Origin of the sequence: Brevundimonas sp. (genome assembly GCF_046295775.1) — a bacterium.
GTDB lineage: Bacteria > Pseudomonadota > Alphaproteobacteria > Caulobacterales > Caulobacteraceae > Brevundimonas.
The window spans coordinates 1-20,179 of record NZ_JBKBML010000003.1 but is presented as its reverse complement, the minus strand read 5'-3'; the positions used below and the strand labels follow the sequence as shown (position 1 = coordinate 20,179).

24 protein-coding genes are annotated in these 20,179 nt (G+C 70.4%); 10 read left to right on the top strand and 14 right to left on the bottom strand.

The features are described 5' to 3' along the window. The first annotated feature begins 2 nt into the window (after positions 1-2). From ACK4I0_RS02775 to ACK4I0_RS02755, 5 genes are read left to right on the top strand one after another with little or no spacing between them, the layout of a single operon-like run. A complete protein-coding gene (locus ACK4I0_RS02775; protein ID WP_409607768.1) occupies positions 3-1,151 on the top strand; it encodes a polysaccharide biosynthesis/export family protein in 1,149 nt (382 codons plus the stop codon). A 6-nt stretch (positions 1,152-1,157) separates the two neighbouring features. After that, positions 1,158-1,739, top strand: a complete 582-nt coding sequence (locus tag ACK4I0_RS02770; protein WP_409607766.1) for a hypothetical protein — start codon at positions 1,158-1,160, stop codon at positions 1,737-1,739. Then, on the top strand, positions 1,736-2,140 hold the full coding sequence (locus ACK4I0_RS02765) for an acyl-CoA thioesterase (RefSeq protein ID WP_409607764.1): 405 nt from the start codon (positions 1,736-1,738) through the stop codon (positions 2,138-2,140). Before ACK4I0_RS02770 ends, ACK4I0_RS02765 begins: the two co-directional genes overlap by 4 nt. A gap of 57 nt (positions 2,141-2,197) precedes the next feature. Further along, a complete protein-coding gene (gene def, locus ACK4I0_RS02760; RefSeq protein WP_409607762.1) occupies positions 2,198-2,761 on the top strand; it encodes a peptide deformylase in 564 nt (187 codons plus the stop codon). Next, positions 2,761-2,994, top strand: a complete 234-nt coding sequence (locus ACK4I0_RS02755; protein WP_409607760.1) for a hypothetical protein — start codon at positions 2,761-2,763, stop codon at positions 2,992-2,994. Before def ends, ACK4I0_RS02755 begins: the two co-directional genes overlap by 1 nt. A 13-nt stretch (positions 2,995-3,007) precedes the next feature. On the opposite strand, the gene ACK4I0_RS02750 is transcribed toward ACK4I0_RS02755, so the two are convergent. From ACK4I0_RS02750 to ileS, 3 genes are all read right to left on the bottom strand, one after another. Next, positions 3,008-3,904 (bottom strand): dienelactone hydrolase family protein, encoded by an 897-nt coding sequence (locus tag ACK4I0_RS02750; protein WP_409607758.1) that lies wholly within the window; start codon positions 3,902-3,904, stop codon positions 3,008-3,010. Between the two features lie 76 nt (positions 3,905-3,980). Beyond that, entirely contained in the window at positions 3,981-4,568 is a 588-nt protein-coding gene (locus ACK4I0_RS02745; protein WP_409607756.1) for an alpha-ketoglutarate-dependent dioxygenase AlkB, read from the bottom strand. 117 nt (positions 4,569-4,685) lie between these two features. Further along, positions 4,686-7,649, bottom strand: a complete 2,964-nt coding sequence (gene ileS / locus ACK4I0_RS02740) for an isoleucine--tRNA ligase (protein ID WP_409607754.1) — start codon at positions 7,647-7,649, stop codon at positions 4,686-4,688. 238 nt (positions 7,650-7,887) lie between these two features. On the opposite strand from ileS, the gene ACK4I0_RS02735 reads away from it, so the two are divergent. Further along, positions 7,888-8,403: a DUF3828 domain-containing protein gene (locus ACK4I0_RS02735; protein ID WP_409607752.1), complete on the top strand. Its 516-nt coding sequence runs from the start codon at positions 7,888-7,890 to the stop codon at positions 8,401-8,403. Here ACK4I0_RS02735 and ACK4I0_RS02730 read toward each other — a convergent pair. From ACK4I0_RS02730 to ACK4I0_RS02720, 3 genes are read right to left on the bottom strand one after another with little or no spacing between them, the layout of a single operon-like run. Next, entirely contained in the window at positions 8,372-9,334 is a 963-nt protein-coding gene (locus ACK4I0_RS02730) for a bifunctional riboflavin kinase/FAD synthetase (RefSeq protein ID WP_409607750.1), read from the bottom strand. The two genes, ACK4I0_RS02735 and ACK4I0_RS02730, sit on opposite strands and share 32 nt — an antisense overlap. A gap of 1 nt (position 9,335) precedes the next feature. Continuing rightward, positions 9,336-9,797 (bottom strand): MaoC family dehydratase, encoded by a 462-nt coding sequence (locus tag ACK4I0_RS02725; RefSeq protein WP_409607748.1) that lies wholly within the window; start codon positions 9,795-9,797, stop codon positions 9,336-9,338. 38 nt (positions 9,798-9,835) lie between these two features. Further along, on the bottom strand, positions 9,836-10,705 hold the full coding sequence (locus tag ACK4I0_RS02720) for a TIGR01459 family HAD-type hydrolase (protein ID WP_409607746.1): 870 nt from the start codon (positions 10,703-10,705) through the stop codon (positions 9,836-9,838). Between the two features lie 100 nt (positions 10,706-10,805). On the opposite strand from ACK4I0_RS02720, the gene cckA reads away from it, so the two are divergent. Together cckA and ACK4I0_RS02710 are read left to right on the top strand one after the other, a co-directional pair. Further along, positions 10,806-12,866 carry a cell cycle histidine kinase CckA gene (cckA, locus tag ACK4I0_RS02715; protein WP_409607744.1) on the top strand — a complete coding sequence of 687 codons (2,061 nt, stop codon included), beginning with the start codon at positions 10,806-10,808 and terminating at the stop codon, positions 12,864-12,866. A 71-nt stretch (positions 12,867-12,937) separates the two neighbouring features. Beyond that, positions 12,938-14,728, top strand: coding sequence for a DUF885 domain-containing protein (locus ACK4I0_RS02710; RefSeq protein ID WP_409607742.1), 1,791 nt, complete (start codon positions 12,938-12,940; stop codon positions 14,726-14,728). A 4-nt stretch (positions 14,729-14,732) separates the two neighbouring features. Here the strand turns inward: ACK4I0_RS02710 and ACK4I0_RS02705 are convergent, their stop codons facing one another. The 4 genes from ACK4I0_RS02705 to ACK4I0_RS02690 form a co-directional block, all read right to left on the bottom strand. Continuing rightward, the gene (locus ACK4I0_RS02705; protein WP_409607740.1) at positions 14,733-15,707 is read right to left on the bottom strand and encodes a DUF1176 domain-containing protein; all 975 of its coding nucleotides are present in this window, start codon (positions 15,705-15,707) and stop codon (positions 14,733-14,735) included. Positions 15,708-15,817: 110 nt separating this feature from the next. After that, positions 15,818-16,030: a DUF2945 domain-containing protein gene (locus ACK4I0_RS02700; RefSeq protein ID WP_409607738.1), complete on the bottom strand. Its 213-nt coding sequence runs from the start codon at positions 16,028-16,030 to the stop codon at positions 15,818-15,820. After that, complete coding sequence (locus tag ACK4I0_RS02695; RefSeq protein WP_409607736.1) at positions 16,027-16,158, bottom strand: hypothetical protein; 132 nt, start codon at positions 16,156-16,158, stop codon at positions 16,027-16,029. Before ACK4I0_RS02695 ends, ACK4I0_RS02700 begins: the two co-directional genes overlap by 4 nt. A gap of 128 nt (positions 16,159-16,286) precedes the next feature. Then, positions 16,287-16,541: an Lrp/AsnC ligand binding domain-containing protein gene (locus ACK4I0_RS02690; RefSeq protein ID WP_409607734.1), complete on the bottom strand. Its 255-nt coding sequence runs from the start codon at positions 16,539-16,541 to the stop codon at positions 16,287-16,289. A gap of 45 nt (positions 16,542-16,586) precedes the next feature. On the opposite strand from ACK4I0_RS02690, the gene ACK4I0_RS02685 reads away from it, so the two are divergent. Both ACK4I0_RS02685 and ACK4I0_RS02680 read left to right on the top strand, forming a co-directional pair. After that, positions 16,587-17,396, top strand: a complete 810-nt coding sequence (locus tag ACK4I0_RS02685) for an alpha/beta hydrolase (protein WP_409607732.1) — start codon at positions 16,587-16,589, stop codon at positions 17,394-17,396. Between the two features lie 67 nt (positions 17,397-17,463). Continuing rightward, the gene (locus tag ACK4I0_RS02680) at positions 17,464-18,135 is read left to right on the top strand and encodes a bifunctional 4-hydroxy-2-oxoglutarate aldolase/2-dehydro-3-deoxy-phosphogluconate aldolase (protein ID WP_409607730.1); all 672 of its coding nucleotides are present in this window, start codon (positions 17,464-17,466) and stop codon (positions 18,133-18,135) included. Here the strand turns inward: ACK4I0_RS02680 and ACK4I0_RS02675 are convergent. The 4 genes from ACK4I0_RS02675 to ACK4I0_RS02660 form a co-directional block, all read right to left on the bottom strand. Then, positions 18,120-18,638: a periplasmic heavy metal sensor gene (locus ACK4I0_RS02675; RefSeq protein ID WP_409607728.1), complete on the bottom strand. Its 519-nt coding sequence runs from the start codon at positions 18,636-18,638 to the stop codon at positions 18,120-18,122. The two genes, ACK4I0_RS02680 and ACK4I0_RS02675, sit on opposite strands and share 16 nt — an antisense overlap. Further along, on the bottom strand, positions 18,635-19,069 hold the full coding sequence (locus tag ACK4I0_RS02670; RefSeq protein ID WP_409607726.1) for a hypothetical protein: 435 nt from the start codon (positions 19,067-19,069) through the stop codon (positions 18,635-18,637). Before ACK4I0_RS02670 ends, ACK4I0_RS02675 begins: the two co-directional genes overlap by 4 nt. Beyond that, positions 19,066-19,635 (bottom strand): RNA polymerase sigma factor, encoded by a 570-nt coding sequence (locus ACK4I0_RS02665; protein ID WP_409608089.1) that lies wholly within the window; start codon positions 19,633-19,635, stop codon positions 19,066-19,068. The genes ACK4I0_RS02670 and ACK4I0_RS02665 overlap by 4 nt, the downstream gene beginning before the upstream one ends. Before the next feature lie 66 nt (positions 19,636-19,701). Continuing rightward, positions 19,702-20,179 (bottom strand): EF-hand domain-containing protein (locus tag ACK4I0_RS02660; RefSeq protein WP_409607724.1); only part of this gene is annotated, 478 nt, incomplete at its 5' end.

Sequence of the window (20,179 nt, the reverse complement as noted above, 5' to 3'; positions counted from 1 at the left end):
TCATGATGCGCTCCACCATCTGCCTGCTCGCCATCACGGCCGTCCTGGCCGGCTGCTCGACCCTGCCGCGCGACGGACCGTCCGGCCGGGCGATCGACGACGGCGCCACGACGCCGGAGGCGCAGGGCTCCTACGCCATAGTTCCGCTCGACTACACGGCGTCGGAAATCATCAAGGCTGTGCCGGTCCAGTTCCTGGGCACCCTGGCCCAGGCCGACAGCGACGCGCCGACCGATCTGATCGGTGTCGGCGACACCCTGGCCGTGTCCATCTTTGAGCCGTCGGGAACCCTGTTCGGCGGCGGGGGCAGCCAGACGCGAATCCAGGCCGGCACTCAGTCCCTGCCCCCCATCACCGTCGATCGCCAAGGACGTGTGGCCATTCCCTTCGCCGGCCAGATCAGCGTCCAGGGCCTCAGCTCAGGCCAGGCCGCCGACGCCATCCGTCGCGCCCTGATCGGCCGCGTGGCCAATCCTCAGGTGGTCGTGTCGGTCGCGGATAGGGTGTCCAGCGCCGTCACCGTGCTGGGCGAAGTGCGTCAGCCCGGCCGGCGTCCCCTGTCGGTGAACTCTGACCGCATCTTGGACGTTATCGCCGCCGCCGGCGGGCCTTCGCGCCCCATCGAGGACGTCGTGGTGGCCGTCCAGCGCCAGGGCGAGACCTTCACCGCCCCCCTGTCGGCGGTGACCACTCAGTTCGATGAGAATGTGCGGCTTCGCCCCGGAGACCAGGTCAATCTGCGCTATCAGCCGCGCCGCTTCTCGACCTTCGGGGCGCTCAACTCCATCCGCGAAACCGAGATGGGCGCCGGCGAGGTCACCCTGGCCACGGCGCTGGGCCGCGTCGGCGGATTGAACGCCCAGCAGGCCAACGCCCGTTCGGTTCTGGTCTTCCGTTTCGAGCGGCCCGAGGTCGCCCGCGCCCTTGGCGTGACCCAGGCCCCGACCCCGCGCGGCGTGCCGATCGTCTATCGCCTGAACCTGGCCGAGGGCGGGGGCTTCTTCGTCGCCTCAAACTTCGAGATCGAACCGGACGACGTGGTCTATGTTTCGCGCGCCGGCGCGGCCGAGGCCCGCACCTTCTTCGAGTTCGTGCAGAGCTTCACCCGCGTGATCTACGACATCTCGGTCACCAGCACGCTGAGCCGATAGACGACGGTGGCCGGCTGGCTGTCACGGCTGTTCTCGCGGCCTCGTCTGGAAGAACCGGACAGCGACCCGTTCGAGGCCGCGGGCGACCGCCCCACCGTCGAGGCTGACGCCCTGGACGGCTTGCTGGCCGAGATCGAGCAGGCCGCACTGTCGATCTATGCGCGCCATGGTCTGCCGACCACGCCGGGCGACTACCGCCGCGGGCCCGGCGAAGACGGCTGGGTGTTCCTGGCCGAGCGGCTGACGCCCGATCAGAAATTCGCCCTGGCGCTGGAGCACCCGCGCGAGGCGGGCTGGCGGTTCGCCGCCCGCAACGACCTGGGCGCAGGGGATTCGAACATCCCCGAGTTGGTTCAGGCGTCCGCCGCCCTGTCCGGCTGCGCCTGGCTGCGCGCCCGGCGCGGCGCCGCGCCGGCCGAGACACTGTCGGCGGCGCTTAGGTTGGGGGCGCTGTGGCGTGACATGACGCATGCGCAGGCGCTGCTGCCGGATACCTCCCTGACCCTGACAGCGGTCGACAAGCCAGCCCGTGCGCGCAAGAAGGCGGCCCTCCCCTCCCCGTCGTCGAAGTCCGATCCCGAGCCATGACCGAGCCCATCTCCTCCGATCCCGAAGGCCAGCTGGTCGGGCGCGTCATCGCCATGCCCGCCGACACCAACCCCGAGGGCGACATCTTCGGCGGCTGGCTGCTGGCCCAGATGGACCTGGCGGGCGCCACGCCGGCGTTCGAACTCGCGGAAGGCCGCTGCGTGACCATCGCCCTGGACGGCATGGTGTTCCACCAGCCGGTGTCGGTCGGCGACGAGGTTTCCACCTACGCCCGCGTGGTCAAGCGGGGCCGCACCTCGATCCGTGTGCATGTCGAGGCCTGGAAGCGGTCGCGCAACCAGACGGGCTCGGAACTCGTGCGCGTCACCGAGGGGGTCTTCACCTACGTCGCGATCGACGACGAACGCCGCCCGCGCCTTCTGCCCCCGGCCCAGGATTAACCCAGCGCGACGCTGGGAAATCTTGACCCCGCCGGTTCGTCGTCCTACCTCGCGGTCATGGCCGTCCAACGCATCCTCACCATCGACAACGCCGCCGACCTGGCGATCCTGAAGCAGGTGTCCAAGCCGGTGGAGGGCGTCGACGACGCCGTCCGCACCCTCATGGACGACATGCTGGACACCATGTACGACGCGCCCGGCATCGGCCTGGCCGCCGTGCAGATCGGCGAGCTGAAGCGCGTCATCGTCATGGATCTGGGCGACAAGCCTGGCGTCGAAGAGACCGAGGAAGAGGACGCCGAGGCGCGCCGCAATCCGCGACACTTCGTCAATCCCGAGATCCTGTGGTCGTCGGACGAGATGTTCACCTACGAGGAAGGCTGCCTGTCGATCCCCGAGTACTTCGACAAGGTCGAGCGGCCGGCTCGCGTGCGCATCCGCTATCTGAACTATCAGGGCGAGACGATCGAGGAGGAGGCCGAGGGTCTCTACGCCGTCTGCATCCAGCACGAGATGGACCATCTGAACGGCGTGCTGTTCATCGACCACCTGTCGCGCCTGAAGCGCGAACGCGCGGCGGCCAAGTGCAAGAAGGTCGCCCGCGAGCGGATGGCCGCCTGATGGCCCGCTCTCGCCTGACCCGCCGCCGCGACCGCGTCATCGACGCCTCGGGCCGCCGCCGCCTGACCCGCAGTGAAAAGGTCGGCGTCGCCAGCCTGGCAACCCTGATCGGCGTGGCGGTCGCCGGGGCCGTGGCCGGCATCATCCTGGATCGCCTGCTGACCTTCGACGACGCCTTCGACGCGGGCGGCGAATGGGACGAAGGCGGCGGCGTCTCGACCCGCTGGGACTGACGCCGCCCTTCCATCAAGCTTTCAGTCTGGCCTCGAACAGGGCCAGCAGCTTGGTCCAACCATCCTGAGCGTCCGCCGCGCGGTAACTCGCCCGATAGTCGGCGTGGAAACCGTGCGGGGCGGCCGGATAGACCACGATCTCGCTGTCGGTCTTGTCCGCGCGTTGCAGGGCGGCGCGCATGGCCTCGACCGTGTCCAGCGGAATGCCCTGGTCGGCCTCGCCGTACAGGCCGAGCACCGGCGCCTTGAGATCGGCGGCGATGTCGACGGGCCACGGCTTGCCGGCCTCGCGCTGTTGCTCGGTGGCGTTCGCGGCGGGGGCCAGGCGGCCGTACCAGGCGACTCCCGCGCGGATGTTGGCGAAGCGGGCCGCGGCCTGCCACACCACCTTGCCGCCCCAGCAGAAGCCGGTGATGCCGATGCGCTGATCGTTGGCCCACGCGTGGCGACTGGCCCACTCCAGGCTGGCGGAGATATCGCCCATCACCTGCTCGTAGCCCGCCTGGGCCACGATGCGCTGGATCTCCTGCATGTCGCTGAGCGGGGCCGGGTCGGCGGCGCGCACGAAGAACGCCGGGGCGATGGCGGCGTAGCCGGCCTTGGCCAGGCGGCGGCACACATCCTGGATATAGGCGTGCAGGCCGAAGATCTCAGACGCCACCAGCACCACCGGATACGGTCCCTCGCCCGCCGGCCGCGCCACATAGACCGGCAGGTCGAAGCCGTCGGGCGCCTGGACGCTGACCGTCTCGGTCGTCAGACCGTCGGTGTCGGTCGTGACGGGCTGCGCCTCCTGCGCCAGGGCGGCGGGCGCATAGCCGGCGAAGATCGCCGCCGCGAGGCCCAGCGACCGGCGGCTGAGGTTGAAATCTGCGGGTTCGGAGCCTTCGGGTCGGGTCAGCATGGTCATGAAACGCCTCGTCGCAAAGGGTGAGGCGCGGACCTTGGCCCGGCGGGGGCGGCCGGTCGAGTCACGATGTCGGGCGTCAGGCCGCGCGACGCAGGGTCAGGTTCAGCCGGCCGCCGCCCGGGACCAGGCTCGACGAGCCCGCCAGCACCCGGTCCACACCATGGCGCGCCAGCCGCGTGGGGCCAGTCAGGGCGCAGACGTCGCCCGACGCCAGCCGAACGCTCGTCGTCCGCCCGCCCTCGGCCGGGCCGATGCGGAACACGGCCGTATCGCCCAGCGAGATCGACAGCACCGGCGCATCAAGGTCGCCCTCGTCCCTGTCCTGATGCAGCCCCATCTTGGCCGGGCCGCGATACAGGTTCAGCAGACAGGCGTCCGGCGGCTGGGCCCAGCCGGTCAGTTCGGTCCAGAGGTCAATAAGCCGGGCCGGCATGGGCGGCCAGGGGCGGCCGGTCTCGGGATGCGTCGCCTGATAGCGATAGCCGCCCCGGTCCGACACCCAACCCAGCGGACCGAGACTGGTCTGCTGCACCGAGAAGGGCTTGCCGCCGGGCGTGACCGGCTGAACCCACGGGGCGTGCTCGACGGCGGCCAGCACCTCGGCGACGAGCGAGGTCTGTTCGCTGGTGGACAGCCGGCCAGGCCAGAGCTTGAAGCCGATCACGCCTCCCTTCCCCCTCGAGAGGGGAAGGGCCGGGGATGGGGGTGTAGGCAGGACATTGACGACTGTGCCCACACCCCCACCCAACCCTCCCCCCTCGAGGGGGAGGGCTCATGCGCGTTAGCCCTGCGCCGCATCCCAGGCCCTGACCGCATCGGCGTCGCGCGCCGACAACTCGGGATATGCAGGGTCCGATCCCACGTCCGGCACCCGGCGCCACGAGCGGGCGCACTTGGGGAGGCTTGAGGCCGTTACCGCAGTTTCAATGTGGGCGTAATCGTCGTCTTGAATGGCTTTCTCAGAAGCCGGCCCTGATGAAACGCTAGCCTCGCTGACGATGAAGACCTCCGCCGGATCAAGCCCGTCGAATGCTTCCAGATAGCCTTCGACACTCGGGTCCAAGTACACGCGCACGGTCGCGTCCAGGCTCGACCCGATACGCTTGAAACCGCGCTCATACTCGAGCTGCGCGTTTACCGCTTCTCGCACCTTCCAGACCTTCGCCCACCGCTCTGCCTCGGCCTCGTTGCGCCAGTCGCCCGGCGTCTCCGGGATCACCCGGTCGCAGTTGCTCCCACCCTCGGGGAAGCGCGTCGTCCAGGCCTCTTCCATGGTGAAGGGGGTCAGGGGCGACAGCCAGGCGGTCAGGCGTTCGAACACCGCGTCCATCACCGTGCGGGCGGCGCGCCTGCGGATCGCGTCGGGGCGGTCGCAGTAGAGGCTGTCCTTGCGGATGTCGAAATACAGCGCCGATAGGTCGCCCGAGCAGAACTCCAGCACCGGCCGCACCACGTCCTGGAAGCGATAGTCGCGGTAGGCCTGGCGCACCTGGCCATCCAGCTCCCACAGGCGGTGCAGGATGAAGCGCTCCAGCGGCGGCATCTGGTCCAGCGGCAGGCGTTCGGCCTCGTCGAAGTCGGCCAGGGCGCCCAGCAGATAGCGGACCGTGTTCCTCAGCTTGCGATAGGCGTCGACCGTGGTCTGCAGGATCTGTTTTCCGATCCGCTGGTCCTCGGCGTAGTCCACCAAGGCGACCCACAGGCGCAGGATGTCGGCGCCACTCTCCCTGATGACCACCGCGGGGTCGGTCGTATTGCCCCGCGACTTGGACATCTTCTCCCCGTTCTCGTCCTGGGTGAAGCCGTGGGTCAGCACGGCCTCATAGGGGGCGCGGCCACGGGTGCCCGAGCCTTCCAGCAGGTTGGACTGGAACCAGCCGCGATGCTGGTCGGACCCTTCCAGATACAGGTTCGCCGGCCAGTGCGACGGGCGGTCGCCGCTGTAGCCATGCGCCGGGTCGCGCGCCTCCAGGGTGAAGGCGTGGGTGCAGCCGCTGTCGAACCAGACGTCCAGGATGTCCTCGACCTTTTCGTATCGAGCCGGATCGTGGCTGCCCAGGAAGTCGCCGTCAGGCGTCTCGAACCAGGCGTCGGCGCCGCCCTCGGACACGGCCTTCAGGATGCGGGCGTCGACTTCGTCGTCATGCAGCGGCTGGCCGGTCTGGCGGTCGACGAACATGGCCAGCGGCGTGCCCCAGGCGCGCTGGCGGCTGATCAGCCAGTCGGGGCGGCCCTCGACCATCGAGCGGATGCGGTTCTTGCCCGCCGCCGGGTGGAAGGCGGTGGCGTCGATGGCGGTCAGGGCCGTCTCGCGCAGCGTCTCGCCCGACTTCAACGGCTCGTCCATGCGGATGAACCACTGGGGCGTGTTCCTGAAGATGATCGGGGCCTTGGAGCGCCAGCTGTGCGGATAGGAGTGTTCCATCCGCCCGCGCGCCAGCAGATTGCCGGCCTCGATCAGCTTTTCCATAACCGCGCCGTTGGCGGGGCCGAATTTGCCGGTCTTCTTGCCCTCGGTCTCCAGCACCTTGAGGCCGGCGAACAGCGGGACGTGCTCATAATAGGCGCCGTCCGGATCGACCGTGTCGGGCACCTCGCGATGGCCGTGGGCCTTCCACACCTCGAAGTCGTCGGCGCCGTGGCCGGGCGCGGTGTGCACAAAGCCCGTGCCGGCGTCGTCGGTGACGTGATCGCCGGCCAAGAGCGGCACGGAGAAGCCGTAGCCCGGGTCCAGCGCCGCCAGCGGATGGGCGCACTCCAGCCCCGACGGGTCGATGGCGTCCACGCGGTCGAAGGCGCTGACCTTGGCGGCCTTCAGCACATCGGCGGCCAGCTTGTCGGCGATGATGAAGCGGTCGCCCGGCTTGGCCCAGGGCTCGAACTCCAGCCCGTCTTCCATGGCCGTGACCTCATACAGGCCGTAGTCGATGTCGGGGCCGTAGGAGATCGCGCGGTTGGCCGGGATGGTCCAGGGCGTGGTGGTCCAGATCACCACCGACGGGGTCGAATGGCGGAAGGCGAGCAGGTCGTCCGGATGGCTGTCCGAAGCGCCGATGATGGGGAACTTGACCCAGATCGTGGGTGAGACGTGGTCGTGATACTCCACCTCGGCGTCGGCCAGGGCGGTGCGTTCCACCGGGCTCCACATCACCGGCTTGGAGCCGCGATACAGCTGGCCCGAGTTCTTGAACTTGTGGAACTCGGCGACGATGGCCGCCTCGGTGCCGAAGTCCATGGTGGCGTAGCGGTTGTCCCAGTCGCCCAGCACGCCCAGGCGCTTGAACTGGTCGCGCTGCACGTCGATCCAGCCGGCGGCGTACTCACGGCAGGCGGCGCGGAAGGCGGCCTTGGATACCTCGTCCTTGCGCTTGCCCTGGCTGCGGAACTTCTCCTCGATCTTCCACTCGATCGGCAGGCCATGGCAGTCCCAGCCGGGCACATAATCGACGTCCTTGCCCAGCAGGAACTGGCTGCGGACGACGAAGTCCTTGAGCGTCTTGTTCAGGGCGTGACCGATGTGGATGTCGCCGTTGGCGTAGGGCGGGCCGTCGTGCAGCACGAATAGTTCGGCGCCCTGCGACTGACGCAGACGGCGCAGGCGGCCGTACAGGTCGCCCCACTGGTCGATGATCTCCGGCTCCTTCTTGGGAAGGCCGCCGCGCATCGGGAACGGCGTCTCGGGCAGGAAGACGGTCTCGCGGTAATCGCGACCGGTGGGAGCATCGGGGGTCTGGGCGTCGGCCATGAATTCGGTCTCGGGCAAGGGGATCGTGCGCTTGGTTTGAAGGTCCGCCGTCTGGCGGCAACCCGGCGAGCGCGAGGCCTTGGGCCCTGCGGCGCTACGCCGGGCGGCTAATCGAAATCAGGCGATGGACGCGCGCGGTCATGATGGATGGGCGATAGCAGGGGCCGCCCGCCCGCGCCAGCCTTGCGGCCTGTCTTGCGCTTGCAGATAGTCAGCGCTGCACGTTCAGGAGACCGCCATGCGCCGCGCCGCCGTCATTGCTTTCGCCGCCCTCGCCTGCGCCTGTTCCGAACCGGCTCAGAACGCCGAGCCGGCGCTGACCGCCGAGGCCACGCCGGCGCTGACCGGCCGCGAGGCGGTGTACGAGGCGGCTCGGGGCACGCCCGAGGCCTTTGTGCGGGCTCTCTACGCCTCGTATGCGCACCCCGAGGCGCCGCTGCCCGCCGGTCGCGACCCGCTGTATTCCCGCACGATGAACGCCTTGATCGGTCTGGACAGCCGCCAGCGCCGCATCCTGTCGGTCGACCCGATCTGCCAGTGCCCGCCGGGTTCGACCGACGTGGCGCTTCAGTCGGTCAGCATCGCCGACGAACAGCCGACCACCGCCCGCGCCCAGGTCGCCTTCACCCAGGGCGGCGAAACGCGCGCCCAGACCCTGTCGCTGATCAAGGAAGGCCCACTGTGGCGCATCGAGGACGTCCAGCCCGAAGGCGGCCGCTCCGTCAGCGAGAAGCTGATGGCGTCTGTCGACTAAGCGCCGCTCGCGCGGCTTGCGCGTCGGCGTCGATCTGGACCTTGAGGGCGTCCAGGCCGTCGAACTTCAGTTCCCCGCGCAGGAAGGCCACCAGTTCGGTCTCGACGACCTGGCCGTAGAGGCTTTCGTCGAAGTCGAACAGCCAGACCTCCAGCAGGGGTTCGGGCGTTTCGAACATCGGCCGGACGCCCAGATTGGCGACACCGTCGATCAACCGGCCATCGGCCAGGCGCGTGCGCGTCGCATAGACCCCATAGGCCGGGCGCATATAGTTGCCCATGCGGACATTGGCGGTCGGCACGCCGATGGTGCGGCCGCGCTTGTCGCCGTGAACAACTTCGCCCGCGATGGCAAAGGGCCGCCCCAGAATGGCGGCAGCGCGGTCCATGTCGCCGGCCGCCAGCGCCTCGCGCACCGCGCTGGACGACAGTTTCAGCCCCGAGGCGTCGTCGATCCGCTCGGCCACCGAGACAGTGAACCCCAGGTCGCGGCCATAGGCCTTCAGCGCCTCGGGCGAGCCGCTGCGGCCCTTGCCGAAGGTGAAGTCGAAGCCGACGGCGGCGTGGACCACCCCGAGGCCCTCGGCCAGCACCCGCCGGGCGAAGTCGGCGTCGCTCATGGCCGCCATCTCGGCGTCGAAAGGCAGAAGATACAGGCGCTTCACGCCCAACGGCGCCAGGGCTGTGGCCATCTGGTCGGCGCTCATCAGGCGAAAGGGCGCGGCCTCGGGCTGGAACCAGCGGCGCGGGTGGGGATCGAAGCTGACGACGCCCAGCGGCGCGCCCCGGGTTCGCGCAGCCTCGGCGGCCTGGGCGATCACGGCGCGGTGGCCGCGATGCACGCCGTCGAAGGCGCCGACCGCCACGGCCGCGCCCTTCAGCTCGGGGCCCAGCCCACGCCAGTCGCGGACGATCTGAACGCCCTGGCTCACCTCAGCCGCGGGCCGGACGGCGGCGGCGCGGCACGCGCACCACGGCCTCGCCCTCCATGATGAGTTCGCCGTCGACGTAACCGTCGCAGCGCAGGGCCACGCGCGCGCTTTCCGGATCGATCGAGGCCACCGAAATGCGGGCCACGACTGCGTCGCCGATCCGCACCGGCTTGTGAAAGGCCAGGGTCTGGGAAATGTAGATCGAGCCGGCGCCGGGCAGGATGGTCCCCACCACCGCAGAGCCGAACGAGGCGCTCAGAAGGCCATGCGCGATCCGCCCGCGATAGGCGGTCTTGGACGCAAAGGCCTCGTCCATGTGCACGGGGTTGAAGTCGTCGGAGGCCTCGGCGAAGCGCGCGATGCGGTCCTCGGTCACGTCCACGACCTTCTCGGCCGTCATGCCCACGAAGAGTTCGTCGAGGATGTAGCCGCCCGACGGATGTTGCTGAACTGTCTCAACCATGGGCGGTCCTTAGACTCGGTGCGACGAAATGGCGAGCCTCACCAGCGCAGGTCGAGGGCGGCGTAGCGGGCGTAGGCCGTCTCCGCCTTCAGCAGTTCGCCGGCCCGCGCCGGGTCCAGGGCCCCGTCCGCGCCGCGCGCCTTGTCGCCGTGAATCCCCTGCGCGATGAACAGGCAGTCCAGAGCCTGGGCGTTGGCCCCCAGCACATCGGTCACGACGCCGTCGCCGATGCACAGCACCCGCGAGCGATCGACCGCGCGGCCCAACAGCGCCTGCGCCTCCTTCAGCGCCAGATCATAGATCGGGCCAAACGGCTTGCCGGCCATGACCACCCGGCCGCCCAGCGCCTCGTAGAGGTCGGCCAGCGCGCCGCCGCAATAGATCAGCCGGTCGCCCTTCTGGACGACGCGGTCGGGGTTGGCGCAGATCAGCTCCAGATCGCGTTCGACCGCCGGGATCAGGCGCTCGCGATAGTCCTCGGGCGTTTCGGTCGCATCGTCGCGCGGGCCGGTGACCGAGACGAAGGCCGCGTCGCCCGCGCCCTCGGCCAGGTCCAGCCCCAGGCCCTCGTACAGCGGCCAGTCGCGATCGGGCCCGATGATCCAGGCCGGCCCCGGCGCGCGACGCGCCAGTTCCGCCCGCGTGGCATCGCCCGAGGTGACGAAGGCCTTCCAGCTGTCGCGCGGCACGCCCAGCCCGTCCAGCTGCGCCACCACGTCGGACGAGGGACGCGGCGAGTTGGAGATCAGCACCACATGGCCGCCCGCCGCATTGAAACGCGTCAGGGCCTCGCAGGCCTCCGGCCAGCTCTCGCGGCCGTTGTGGATCACCCCCCAGACGTCGCACAGCAGGATGTCATAGTCCCCGGCGACGGCGGACAGGGCGGGCAGCGAATGAGGCAGGGTCATGGGGCCTGATAGCCGCTCGTTCCGGCGGAGAGAAGCGCGCCGCGCGTCGCACGGCGAACGGGCGTATGCTGTTCGATCTGATTCGCGCCCGCGAGGTCCGATGGCCGCCGCCCCTTCCGACACCCGTCGTCCCGCCTTCGATCCCTGGCTGCTGCTGATGGCGGTCGGGCTGGCCGTGGCGGTCGCCGCCCTGGCCTGGCCGGCCTTTCGCGCCGGACCGCTGACCACGCCGGGCTTGATCCTGATCCTGGCCGCCGCAGCCGTCGGCCTGATGGCGCTGCTGGGCTTCTCGCGCGCCGAGCCCCGCGCGCCGTCCGGAGACGCCTCGGTCGATCTGCTGGACGCCCTGGCCGAGCCCGCCGCCCTAGTGCTGGCCGGCGGTCAGGTGCTGGCCTTCAACGCTGCCTGGGCGGCCGAGAACGGCACCATGACCAGCCTGCCGCGCCCCGCGCCCGGCCGCTCGGCCCAGGCGCTGTACATGGCCTTCGCCCAGGCCCGTCAGGGCGAGGCCGGCCGCGCCATCGTGTCGATCGGCGAGCGAGAGGTCGAGGTGGTGGTGGCCCGCGCCGGTGAAGGCCGCTTCCTGGTCCGCGCCGCGCCCGAGACCGCCCTGACGATCAGCCCGGCCGAGCCCGCCGCCGCGCCCAGCTTCACGCCCGGCGAGGCGCGCGCCATGGCCGCCGGCGCGCCGTTCGGATCCGCCGTCATCGGCGGCGAGGACCTGTTCGCCGGCCGGATCGAGGAGGCCAACCCCGCCTTCGGTCTGCTGACCGGCCCGGCTGCCGCCGGCGACGCCGCCTTCGGCCATCTGTTCGACCCCGCCGGCGTGACCGAGGCTCGCGCTCGCCTGGCCGAGGGGTCGTCGGGCCCGCTGGACCTGGCGCCGCGCGCCTGGCCCGACCGGGTTCTTCACCTCTATGTGGCGCCCGAGGGCGACAAGCGCCGCATCTGGCTGTTCGACGTCTCGACCCAGAAGTCGATGGAGCTGCAGCTGTCGCAGGCGCAGAAGATGCAGGCGGTCGGCCAGCTGGCCGGCGGCGTGGCGCACGACTTCAACAATCTGCTGACGGCCATCCAGCTGCAGCTCAGCGGCTTGCTGGAGCGCCACCCGGTCGGCGACCCCTCCTACGAGGGGCTGAACGAGATCCGCCAGACCGCCATCCGCGCCGCCGACCTGGTGCGCAAGCTGCTGGCCTTCTCTCGCAAGTCCACGGTGCGGCGCGAGCGGCTGGACCTGGCCGAGCTGGTCAGCGAGTTCGCCGTGCTGCTGCGCCGCCTGCTGCGCGAGGACGTGCGGCTGGAGACCGACCACGGCCGCGACCTGCCCGCCGTCGTGGCCGACAAGAGCCAGCTGGAAACCGCCGTCATGAACCTGGCGGTCAATGCGCGCGACGCCATGCGCGGGGTGGTCGAGCCCGGCTCGGGGGTGGTCACCATCCGCACCCGTCGGCTGGAGGCCGCCGAGGCCCGCGCCCAGGGCTGGTCTGCGGCGCCGGACGGCGAAGTCGCCCTGATCGAGGTCGCTGACACCGGGCCGGGCGTGCCGCCCGAGCTGATGGACAAGATTTTCGAGCCCTTCTTCACCACCAAGGCGGTGAACGAGGGCACCGGCATGGGCCTGGCCACCGTCTACGGCATCGTCCAGCAGGCGGGCGGCCACATTGATGTGGTGGCGTCCGAAGCGGGCGGCGCCTGTTTCCGCATCTTCCTGCCGGCCGCCGGCGAGGCTGAACTGGCGGAGGTGCAGCCCGTCGAGGTCAAGACCGCCAAGGCGCCGCGAGACCTGTCGGGCGCCGGCCGCATCCTGTTCGTCGAGGACGAAGCCGCCGTGCGCGGCATCGCCGCCCGCCTGCTGCGCCAGCGCGGCTACGAGGTCATCGAGGCGGCCGACGGCGAAGAGGCGCTAGAGCTGGCCGAGGAATGGGCCGGTCAGATCGACATGCTGATCTCCGACGTCATCATGCCCGGCCTGGACGGACCCGCCCTGCTGAAGAAGGCCCGGCCCTATCTGGGCGACGCGCCGGTCATGTTCATCTCGGGCTATGCCGAGAGCGACTTCTCGGACCTGCTTCAGGATGAAGCGGGCGTGTCCTTCCTGCCCAAGCCGCTGGACATCAAGACCCTGGCCGAGCGCGTCAAACAGCAGCTCCATTCCGGCTGAGACACCGCCGCGCCTTGCGGCCTTGCGATCCCGACGGCTAGCCTCAAGCCCAACAGGGTGGAGGACTTCCAATGATCGATCGTCGCCGTCTCATGCTTTCGGCCGCCGCGGGCGCGGCCGCGGCCGGCTTTGCGCCTCTGGCCGTGTCCATGGCGCAAGACAATGCGGACGCCGCGCTTGATCGACTGATGGATCAGTGGTTGGACGAGGATCTGGACCGCAACCCGACCTCGGCGACCGGGCTGGGGCTGGATCGCGGCGACAAGGCCTATCGCGCCTCAAGCCTGGGCGACTACAGCGTCGCGGGCCGCCAGGCGGATCGCGAGCGCGCTCTCGCCCGCTGGACCGAACTGCAGACCCTCCCCACCTCGGGCCTCAGCGAAACGGGCCGCATCAACCACGCGGTCGCGGCCTTCCGCACCGAGACGGCGGCGCGCGGCGCTCGCTTCCCCTACGGCGCGGGGGGACGCAGCCCCTATGTCGTGACACAGCTCAGCGGCGCCTATTTCAGCGTGCCGGACTTCCTGGACAATCAGCACCGGGTTGAGGACGCCGCGGGCGCCGACGCCTTCCTCGAGCGCCTGCAGGCCTTCGGCAAGGCGCTGGACGACGAGACCGCCTGCATCCAGGCCGACGCCGCCCAGGGCGTGACGCCCCCGGATTTCATCCTGGACCTGGCCACCGGTCAGATCGACACGCTCGCCGCCACGCCCGGCGAGCGGCTGGCCCTGATTCAGTCGCTGGAGCGCAAGTCCGCCGCCGCCGGCCTGTCCGGCTATGGCGCGCGCGGCGTGGCGATTGTCGACCAGGCCGTGCGCCCGGCGCTGGAACGCCAGAGCGCCGCGCTCAAGGCCCTGCGCGCCGACGCTTCGTCCGACGCCGGGGTGTGGCGTCTTCCCGACGGCCAGGCCCTCTACGCCCAGGGCCTGCGCTCGAACACGACCACCACCCTGACCGCCGCCGAAATCCACCAGATGGGCCTGGAGCAGGTCGCCGAGATCACCGCCGAGATCGACGCCATCCTGAAGGCTCAGGGCATGACCCAAGGCACCGTCGGCGAGCGCGTCCAGGCGATGAACGACGACCCCGCCCAGCTGTGGCCCGACACCGACGAGGGCAAGGTCCAGCTGATCGAATCCCTGAACCGCCAAGTCGCCGCGCTCGATCCGCTGCTGCCGCGTCTGTTCGGCCGCCTGCCGCGCTCAGGCGTCGAGGTGCGGCGCGTGCCGCCGTCGATCGAGGCCGGCGCGCCGGGCGGCTACTATCAGGGACCGCCTCTGGATGGCTCGCGGCCGGGCGCCTACTACATCAACCTGCGCTCGACGCGGAACTGGCCCAAGTTCGCCCTGCCGACCCTGACCTATCACGAGGCCTCGCCGGGCCATCACCTGCAGGTGGCGCTGCAGCGCGAGTCCGAGCATCTGCCGGCGTGGCGCCGCGCGGGCGGCTTTTCGGCCTATAACGAAGGCTGGGCGCTCTACGCCGAGGCGGTGGCGGCCGACGATCTGGACGCCTATGCCCAGTATCCGCTGGGCCGCGTCGGCTTCCTGATGTCCTATCTGTTCCGCGCGGTGCGCCTGGTGGTCGACACCGGCCTGCACGACCAGCGCTGGAGCCGTCAGCGCGCTATCGACTACATGGCGGCCTCGGGGGCCAAGCCGCGCGATGCGGCGACCAGCGAGATCAACCGATATTGCGTCTGGCCCGGCCAGGCCTGCGCCTACAAGGTCGGCCACACCGTCATCGCCCGCCTGCGCGAGCAGGAGGCGGCCAAGCCCGACTTCGACCTGCGCGCCTTCCACGACAAGGTCCTGGAGGCCGGGTCCATGCCGCTGGCGGTGCTGGAAAGCCGCTTCGCCTAGCCGGTCAGCGCGTCCGCCAGGTGGTCGGCCAGGCCTCGGGCGGGGCGCCCCAGCATTCCCGCATTTCGCTTTCTTCCAAGAGGGCGAAGGCGTCGCCGGTCCAGACCCAGCGCGACAGGATTCCGCAATCGCCCAGGCCCCGCCCCTTGGCGAAGGCCGTCAGGGTCTGGGTCGCCGGATCGAACTCGCCGTTGACGGTTTCCTCGGCGGGCTGGCGCGATCCCGGCAGGCTGAGGAGCCGCGACTGGCCGCCCGCAGCATCCGTCACCGTCCAGACCTGACCCACATTGTCGGCGCCGACGAAACAGGGGACCGACCACAGATGCCTTCCGTCGGGCAGCCGCCACCCTTCGTCCGGGATTTCCAGGTCCTTGCGGTCGGCCATGTCGGCGCGGCAGGCCACGACCTTGAGCAGCAACTCTGCGGCGGCGGGCGCGCGCCGGCCTTCCAGCGGAGCCGCACTTCCTGAAGCCCGGGGCGCGGGCGGCAGCGCAGGCGCGGGCGGGACGCTGCTCGCGGCGCGCTCGCCCTTGCGGAACAGCGCCGCGGTCGAGCCCAGCCGCTCCTGACGTTCGTCAAGCCAGAGCAGAGCCGCCGCCCCGCCCGAAGGCGACAGCACCACGGCCTGATCACCGGCCACCAAGCGGATCGACCGGCTTCTGGCCAGGGCGTCGATCAGGCCGCCCACATCCTCGGTGACCACGCCCTCAGAGCCGAGGTCGCCGCCATCCTGAGCTTGCGACACGCCGGTCGACCAACGTCGCCCATCAACCTCGATGACCAGCGGGCCCGCCGTCTCCTCCCACGCGGCCAGCCCGGCCCAGACGCTGGGCATGGCGTCCGGTCCAGCGGGCATGGCGATGCGGAGCCATCCGGTTTCGCCGTCCACGGGTCCAGCGAAGGCGAAGCAGTCCCGTCCGTTGTCACAGACCGCCAGCCAGTCCCGGAACTTGCGCGTCTCGGTCAGAGGAGAATTCAAGGTGCTCGCCGCCGGAGGAGGCACCGAAGGCCCCGTCGGGCGCTCGGTCGCATCCTCCGCCTGGCCGCAGCCCGCCAGGGCCGCAAAAAGAGCCGCCGCCGCCAGCCGCCTCACGCCTTGCGCAGCTCCTGCGGCGTGTGAGCCGCGCGCGCGCCGGTCTTGTCGCTCTCCACCAGATATTCGGGGTGATCCTTGGACGCGGCCACCTTGTGTCCCTTGATTTTCGTCTCGGACGTGAGCTTGCGCACGACCTTTCCCTTGGTGGTCCCCTGGCTGTGGTCCCAGCGCACGGCGTCGCCGGCCTTGAAAGTCTTTTCCGTCATGATCGAGGCTCCAGAACCCGGTGATGTTCAGCGAGCAGCGCCGTCATCAGTTCCACGTCCGCCACCACGGGCGGCTCCCCGAACGTCCTGATCCACTCGGCCACCAGGGCCTCTACTGTATCCGTCACGCATCCCCGCATCAGTTGAACACCCTTCCACACCCCTCAACGAGGTCGGCGTGATTCGCGTTCAGCTTCGCCGTGGAAGGCGATTTGGAGGCAGGGTTAACGTCGCTGCGACAGGGACGTCGGCGCCCTTAGTTCGAGGGCAGAAAGGGCGAGAAGGTGATGACGGTGAAGGTGTCGCGGATGTGCGGGCGGGTCTGCACCACCTTGGTGACGAAGCTGCCGATGTCGGCGTCCTTGGACAGGTTGAACTTGGCCAGCAGGTCGTACTGACCAGACGTCGAATAGACCTCCGAGACGTTCTCGACATTGTCGACCATGTCCGCCGCCACGTCGTTGGCGTGGCCCAGCTCGCATTTGATGAAGACGAAGATGGCGGTCATCATGGCGGGGGCTCCGGTTCGCGTGGCCCCTGATTAGCGGAGGTTGGCGTGGCGGGTAAGGGCGAAGCGGTCCTGGACCTCGAGGCCGAGTACAACAATCGCGCCCGCTGTCCCGATCATCCCGTCGTCATGGCGCGCTGGAAGGCCTTGGCCGAGGCCGCGCGCGGGGCCCATCCGCCGGTCGAGATCGCCTATGGCGACGGCCCGCGCGAGCGCATGGACCTGTTTTCGGCGGGCGAGGGGCGGCCGGTGGCGGTCTTCCTGCACGGCGGCTACTGGCAGGCGCTCGACAAGAGCTGGTTCTCGGGCGTCGCGCCCGCGCTTCTGGCCCATGGCGTCGGGCTGGCCGTGCCGAGCTACGACCTGGCCCCCTCGGTGCGGCTGGGCGCGATCCTTGCGCAGGTCAGGGCGGCGATCGACGCCGTACGAGGGCTGAACGCCGGCGCGCCACCCCTGGTCTTCGGCCACTCGGCCGGCGGGCACATGGCCGCGGCCATGCTGAGCGAGGGGCGCGCCGGCGCGGCGGTGGCGATTTCCGGTGTGTTCGACCTGACGCCGCTGATCCCGACGACGCTGAACACGACGCTCGATCTGGATGCGGCCGAGGCCTCGGCCCTGTCGGTCACGCAATGGCCGGTTCCGGCAGGCGCGGTCCTGGACTGCCTGGTCGGCGGCGACGAGAGCCCGGAGTTCGTTCGCCAGAGCCGCGAAATGGCCGCCGACTGGGCCGCGCGCGGCGTCCAGACGCGGTTCGAGGCCCTGACCGGCCTGGATCATTTCACCGTCCTGGACCCGCTGTTCGACGCCGACAGCGCCCTGGTGCGGCGGCTTGTGAAGCTGGCCGGTCATCAAGCGTGAAGGCCTGATCGGTTGACGCCTTGGCCCGCGCGCCGCAGTCAGGGATGAACAGACCGGAGACCTTCCCATGGCCCATGACCGCCTCAGCGTCCTGACCGCCCTCGAGACCCAGGGCGTCGCGCCGGTCTTCTATCATCCCGATCCCGAGGTCTGCCTGAACGTCATCCGCGCCTGCGCCCGCGGCGGCGCGCCGGTGGTCGAGTTCACCAATCGCGGCGACTTCGCCTGCGACCTGTTCGGCGAGATCAACCGCGAACTGATCCGCACCGATCCGCAGGTCGTGCTGGGCATCGGCTCAGTGGTCGATGCGGGCACGGCGGCGCTGTACCTGAACCGGGGTGCGCGCTTCGTGGTCAGCCCCTGCCTGGTCGAAGAGGTGGCGCGGGTCTGCAACCGGCGCATGGTCGCCTATTTCCCCGGCTGCGGCTCGGTGACTGAGATCGGCCAGGCCCATGAACTGGGCTGCGAGATCGTCAAGCTGTTCCCCGGCGCCTCGGTCGGCGGCGCGGACTTCGTCAAGGCGGTGAAGGGGCCGATGCCCTGGGCCAAGATCATGCCGACCGGCGGGGTCGAGCCCGACGCGTCCTCCATCGCCAAATGGTTCGGCGCCGGCATCACTGCCTGCGGCATGGGCTCCAAGCTGATCACCGACGACGCGATCAAGGCCGGCGACTGGGCCGCGATCGAGGCCAAGGTGCGCGGCGCGGTTCAGGCGATCGCGGACTACCGCGCCGGCTGATCCGGCGCGGGCTCGGCCGGGGGCGGCGAACTCGTCTCCGCCGCCTTCTTGCCGTTCCGATGGCGCGCCAAGAGCGGCGACAGGGCTTCGCGGTCGGCCTGATCCAGACCCGACAGAACCTGAACGGCGCCGGTCTCCAGCCGCGCGCGGCCGCGCATCTCGGCCAGGCGCGACTCTTCCAACAGGGCCTGCACGCCAGCCTGGTCGAAGCTCGGGTCGCCCGCGCGGGCGATGGCTTCGCGGCGGGCGGCGCGGGCGGCCTCGAAGTCAGGCTTGGCGGCCAGGGCCGAGGCGCGCAGAGCCTGGCGCACCGGCCCCTGTTGCGCCGGCTCCAGCTGTTCGATCAGGGCCATGGCGGGGCTTTGACGCCCGCCGCGCCGTTCGGTCTCGGCCTGGCTTTCGGCGCGCTGCGCGCCGACCCAGATCACCAGGCCGACGGCCAGGGCGAACAGGTTCAGACCGATCGAGGCGATCAGGGCGATCTTGAGCGCGCGAGGGGTCATCCGCTTGTTCCCAGAACTTCGGCGTCGTCCACGGTGGACAGGGACGCCTGATACAGCACCGTGTCGGCGCGCACGGCGGCGGTCAGCTTGTCGTTCAGGCCGACGCCCGCCACGACGCCGGCGCAGGCCGCCGCCGCCCAGCCGGCGCCCGCCAGCCAAGCCAGGCCGCCCCAGCCCCAACGCCGCAGATTGCGCGGCTTCAGGCCCTGCGACAGGGCCGAGCCGACGGCGCGGTCGATCTGGGCGCGAGAGGCGGTCAGGCGAGGCGACGCGTCCAGGGTCTCGTCCAGAGCCCGCGCCTGGGCCAGCAGGGCGCGGGCCGGGGCCGAAGTCGACAGCAGGCGTTCGGCGGCGGAGCGCTCGCCTTCGGGCCAGCGGCGCGGCTCCGCGCCATAGGCGGCGATCAACTGTTCCAGCCGGTCATGGGTCACCGATGGTCTCCTTCAACTCCCGGGGCGATGTCGGCCAGGGCCTGTCGCAGGGCGCGGCGCCCACGCGACAGAAGGCTTTCCAGCGCCTCGACGCTGACGTCCATCAGGCCTGCGGCCTCGATGTTGGTCAGTTCCTGATAATGGCACAGAACCAGCGCCTCGCGCTGACGCTGCGGCAGAGCCGCGAGCGCAGCATCGACCCTGCGGCCCGTGTCGGCCGCAATGAGACCCCGGTCGGGCGCCGGGCCCTCGTCCGGACGATCCGGCGGCGTCTCGGTCGGGACCTCGCGACGACGCCGCAGGCGGTCGTAGCAGAGGTTCAGCGCCACCCGGTGCAGCCAGGTGTCGAACTTGGCCTTGCCCGGTGTCCAGCGCGGGGCCTGGCGCCAGGCGCGAATCAGAGCCTCCTGAGCCACATCTTCGGCCTCGGCCGCATCGCCCAGCATTCGGCCGGCCAGCGCCAGCATGCGTGGAAGCTTGCGCGCCACCAGCGCCTGGATGGCCGCGGCGTCGCCGCGCCCTGCGCGACGCACCAGATCCTCGTCGGGGTCGGCGATCCGAACCAGTGCGACCTCCCTCGACCCTTGGAAAAAGGGCGGACGTGGCTGAAACCGCCGTCCCCGACATCATCCTTACTCCGAACCGGGCGCCGCTGGCGACGCCGGACGCGCACCGCGCCTGTCGCGACGCTGCTCGCGCATCTGAGTCATGGCCGCGCGGCGCTCCTGGGCGGTGACGACGCCGTCGTTATCGGCGTCCATCCGAGCGAACTGCTCGGCGGCCCGAGCGCGGGCGTCCTCAATGCGCAGGGGCTCGGCCGCACGGCTGTTGACGCGACGGTCCATGCGCTTGGCCCGTAGTCCCGCGCGTTCGGCCCCAGCGCGCTGAGGCCGGTTCAGGAACTCTTCGCGGCTCAGCACGCCGTCGCGATTGGCGTCCAGCCGATCAAACGCCTGGGCGGTGCGCTCGGCGCGTCGGGTCTGCATGGCGGCGCGGCGTTCCTCGGCCGTGACCACGCCGTCGTTATTGGCGTCCAGAGCCTGCAGCCGTTCGACACGGCGCTGGACGAAGTCGGCCTGGGCGACGGGTTGCGCGCGCTCGGCGGCGCGC

Excerpts from the sequence above, each read along its gene's own strand:
- ACK4I0_RS02775 (WP_409607768.1), top strand. The coding sequence starts at position 3 with ATGATGCGCTCCACCATCTGCCTGCTCGCCATCACGGCCGTCCTGGCC.
- ACK4I0_RS02765 (WP_409607764.1), top strand. The coding sequence starts at position 1,736 with ATGACCGAGCCCATCTCCTCCGATCCCGAAGGCCAGCTGGTCGGGCGC.
- def (WP_409607762.1), top strand. The coding sequence starts at position 2,198 with ATGGCCGTCCAACGCATCCTCACCATCGACAACGCCGCCGACCTGGCG.
- ACK4I0_RS02755 (WP_409607760.1), top strand. The coding sequence starts at position 2,761 with ATGGCCCGCTCTCGCCTGACCCGCCGCCGCGACCGCGTCATCGACGCC.
- ACK4I0_RS02750 (WP_409607758.1), bottom strand. The coding sequence starts at position 3,904 with ATGACCATGCTGACCCGACCCGAAGGCTCCGAACCCGCAGATTTCAAC.
- ileS (WP_409607754.1), bottom strand. The coding sequence starts at position 7,649 with ATGGCCGACGCCCAGACCCCCGATGCTCCCACCGGTCGCGATTACCGC.
- ACK4I0_RS02735 (WP_409607752.1), top strand. The coding sequence starts at position 7,888 with ATGCGCCGCGCCGCCGTCATTGCTTTCGCCGCCCTCGCCTGCGCCTGT.
- ACK4I0_RS02725 (WP_409607748.1), bottom strand. The coding sequence starts at position 9,797 with ATGGTTGAGACAGTTCAGCAACATCCGTCGGGCGGCTACATCCTCGAC.
- ACK4I0_RS02720 (WP_409607746.1), bottom strand. The coding sequence starts at position 10,705 with ATGACCCTGCCTCATTCGCTGCCCGCCCTGTCCGCCGTCGCCGGGGAC.
- cckA (WP_409607744.1), top strand. The coding sequence starts at position 10,806 with ATGGCCGCCGCCCCTTCCGACACCCGTCGTCCCGCCTTCGATCCCTGG.
- ACK4I0_RS02710 (WP_409607742.1), top strand. The coding sequence starts at position 12,938 with ATGATCGATCGTCGCCGTCTCATGCTTTCGGCCGCCGCGGGCGCGGCC.
- ACK4I0_RS02700 (WP_409607738.1), bottom strand. The coding sequence starts at position 16,030 with ATGACGGAAAAGACTTTCAAGGCCGGCGACGCCGTGCGCTGGGACCAC.
- ACK4I0_RS02690 (WP_409607734.1), bottom strand. The coding sequence starts at position 16,541 with ATGATGACCGCCATCTTCGTCTTCATCAAATGCGAGCTGGGCCACGCC.
- ACK4I0_RS02680 (WP_409607730.1), top strand. The coding sequence starts at position 17,464 with ATGGCCCATGACCGCCTCAGCGTCCTGACCGCCCTCGAGACCCAGGGC.
- ACK4I0_RS02675 (WP_409607728.1), bottom strand. The coding sequence starts at position 18,638 with ATGACCCCTCGCGCGCTCAAGATCGCCCTGATCGCCTCGATCGGTCTG.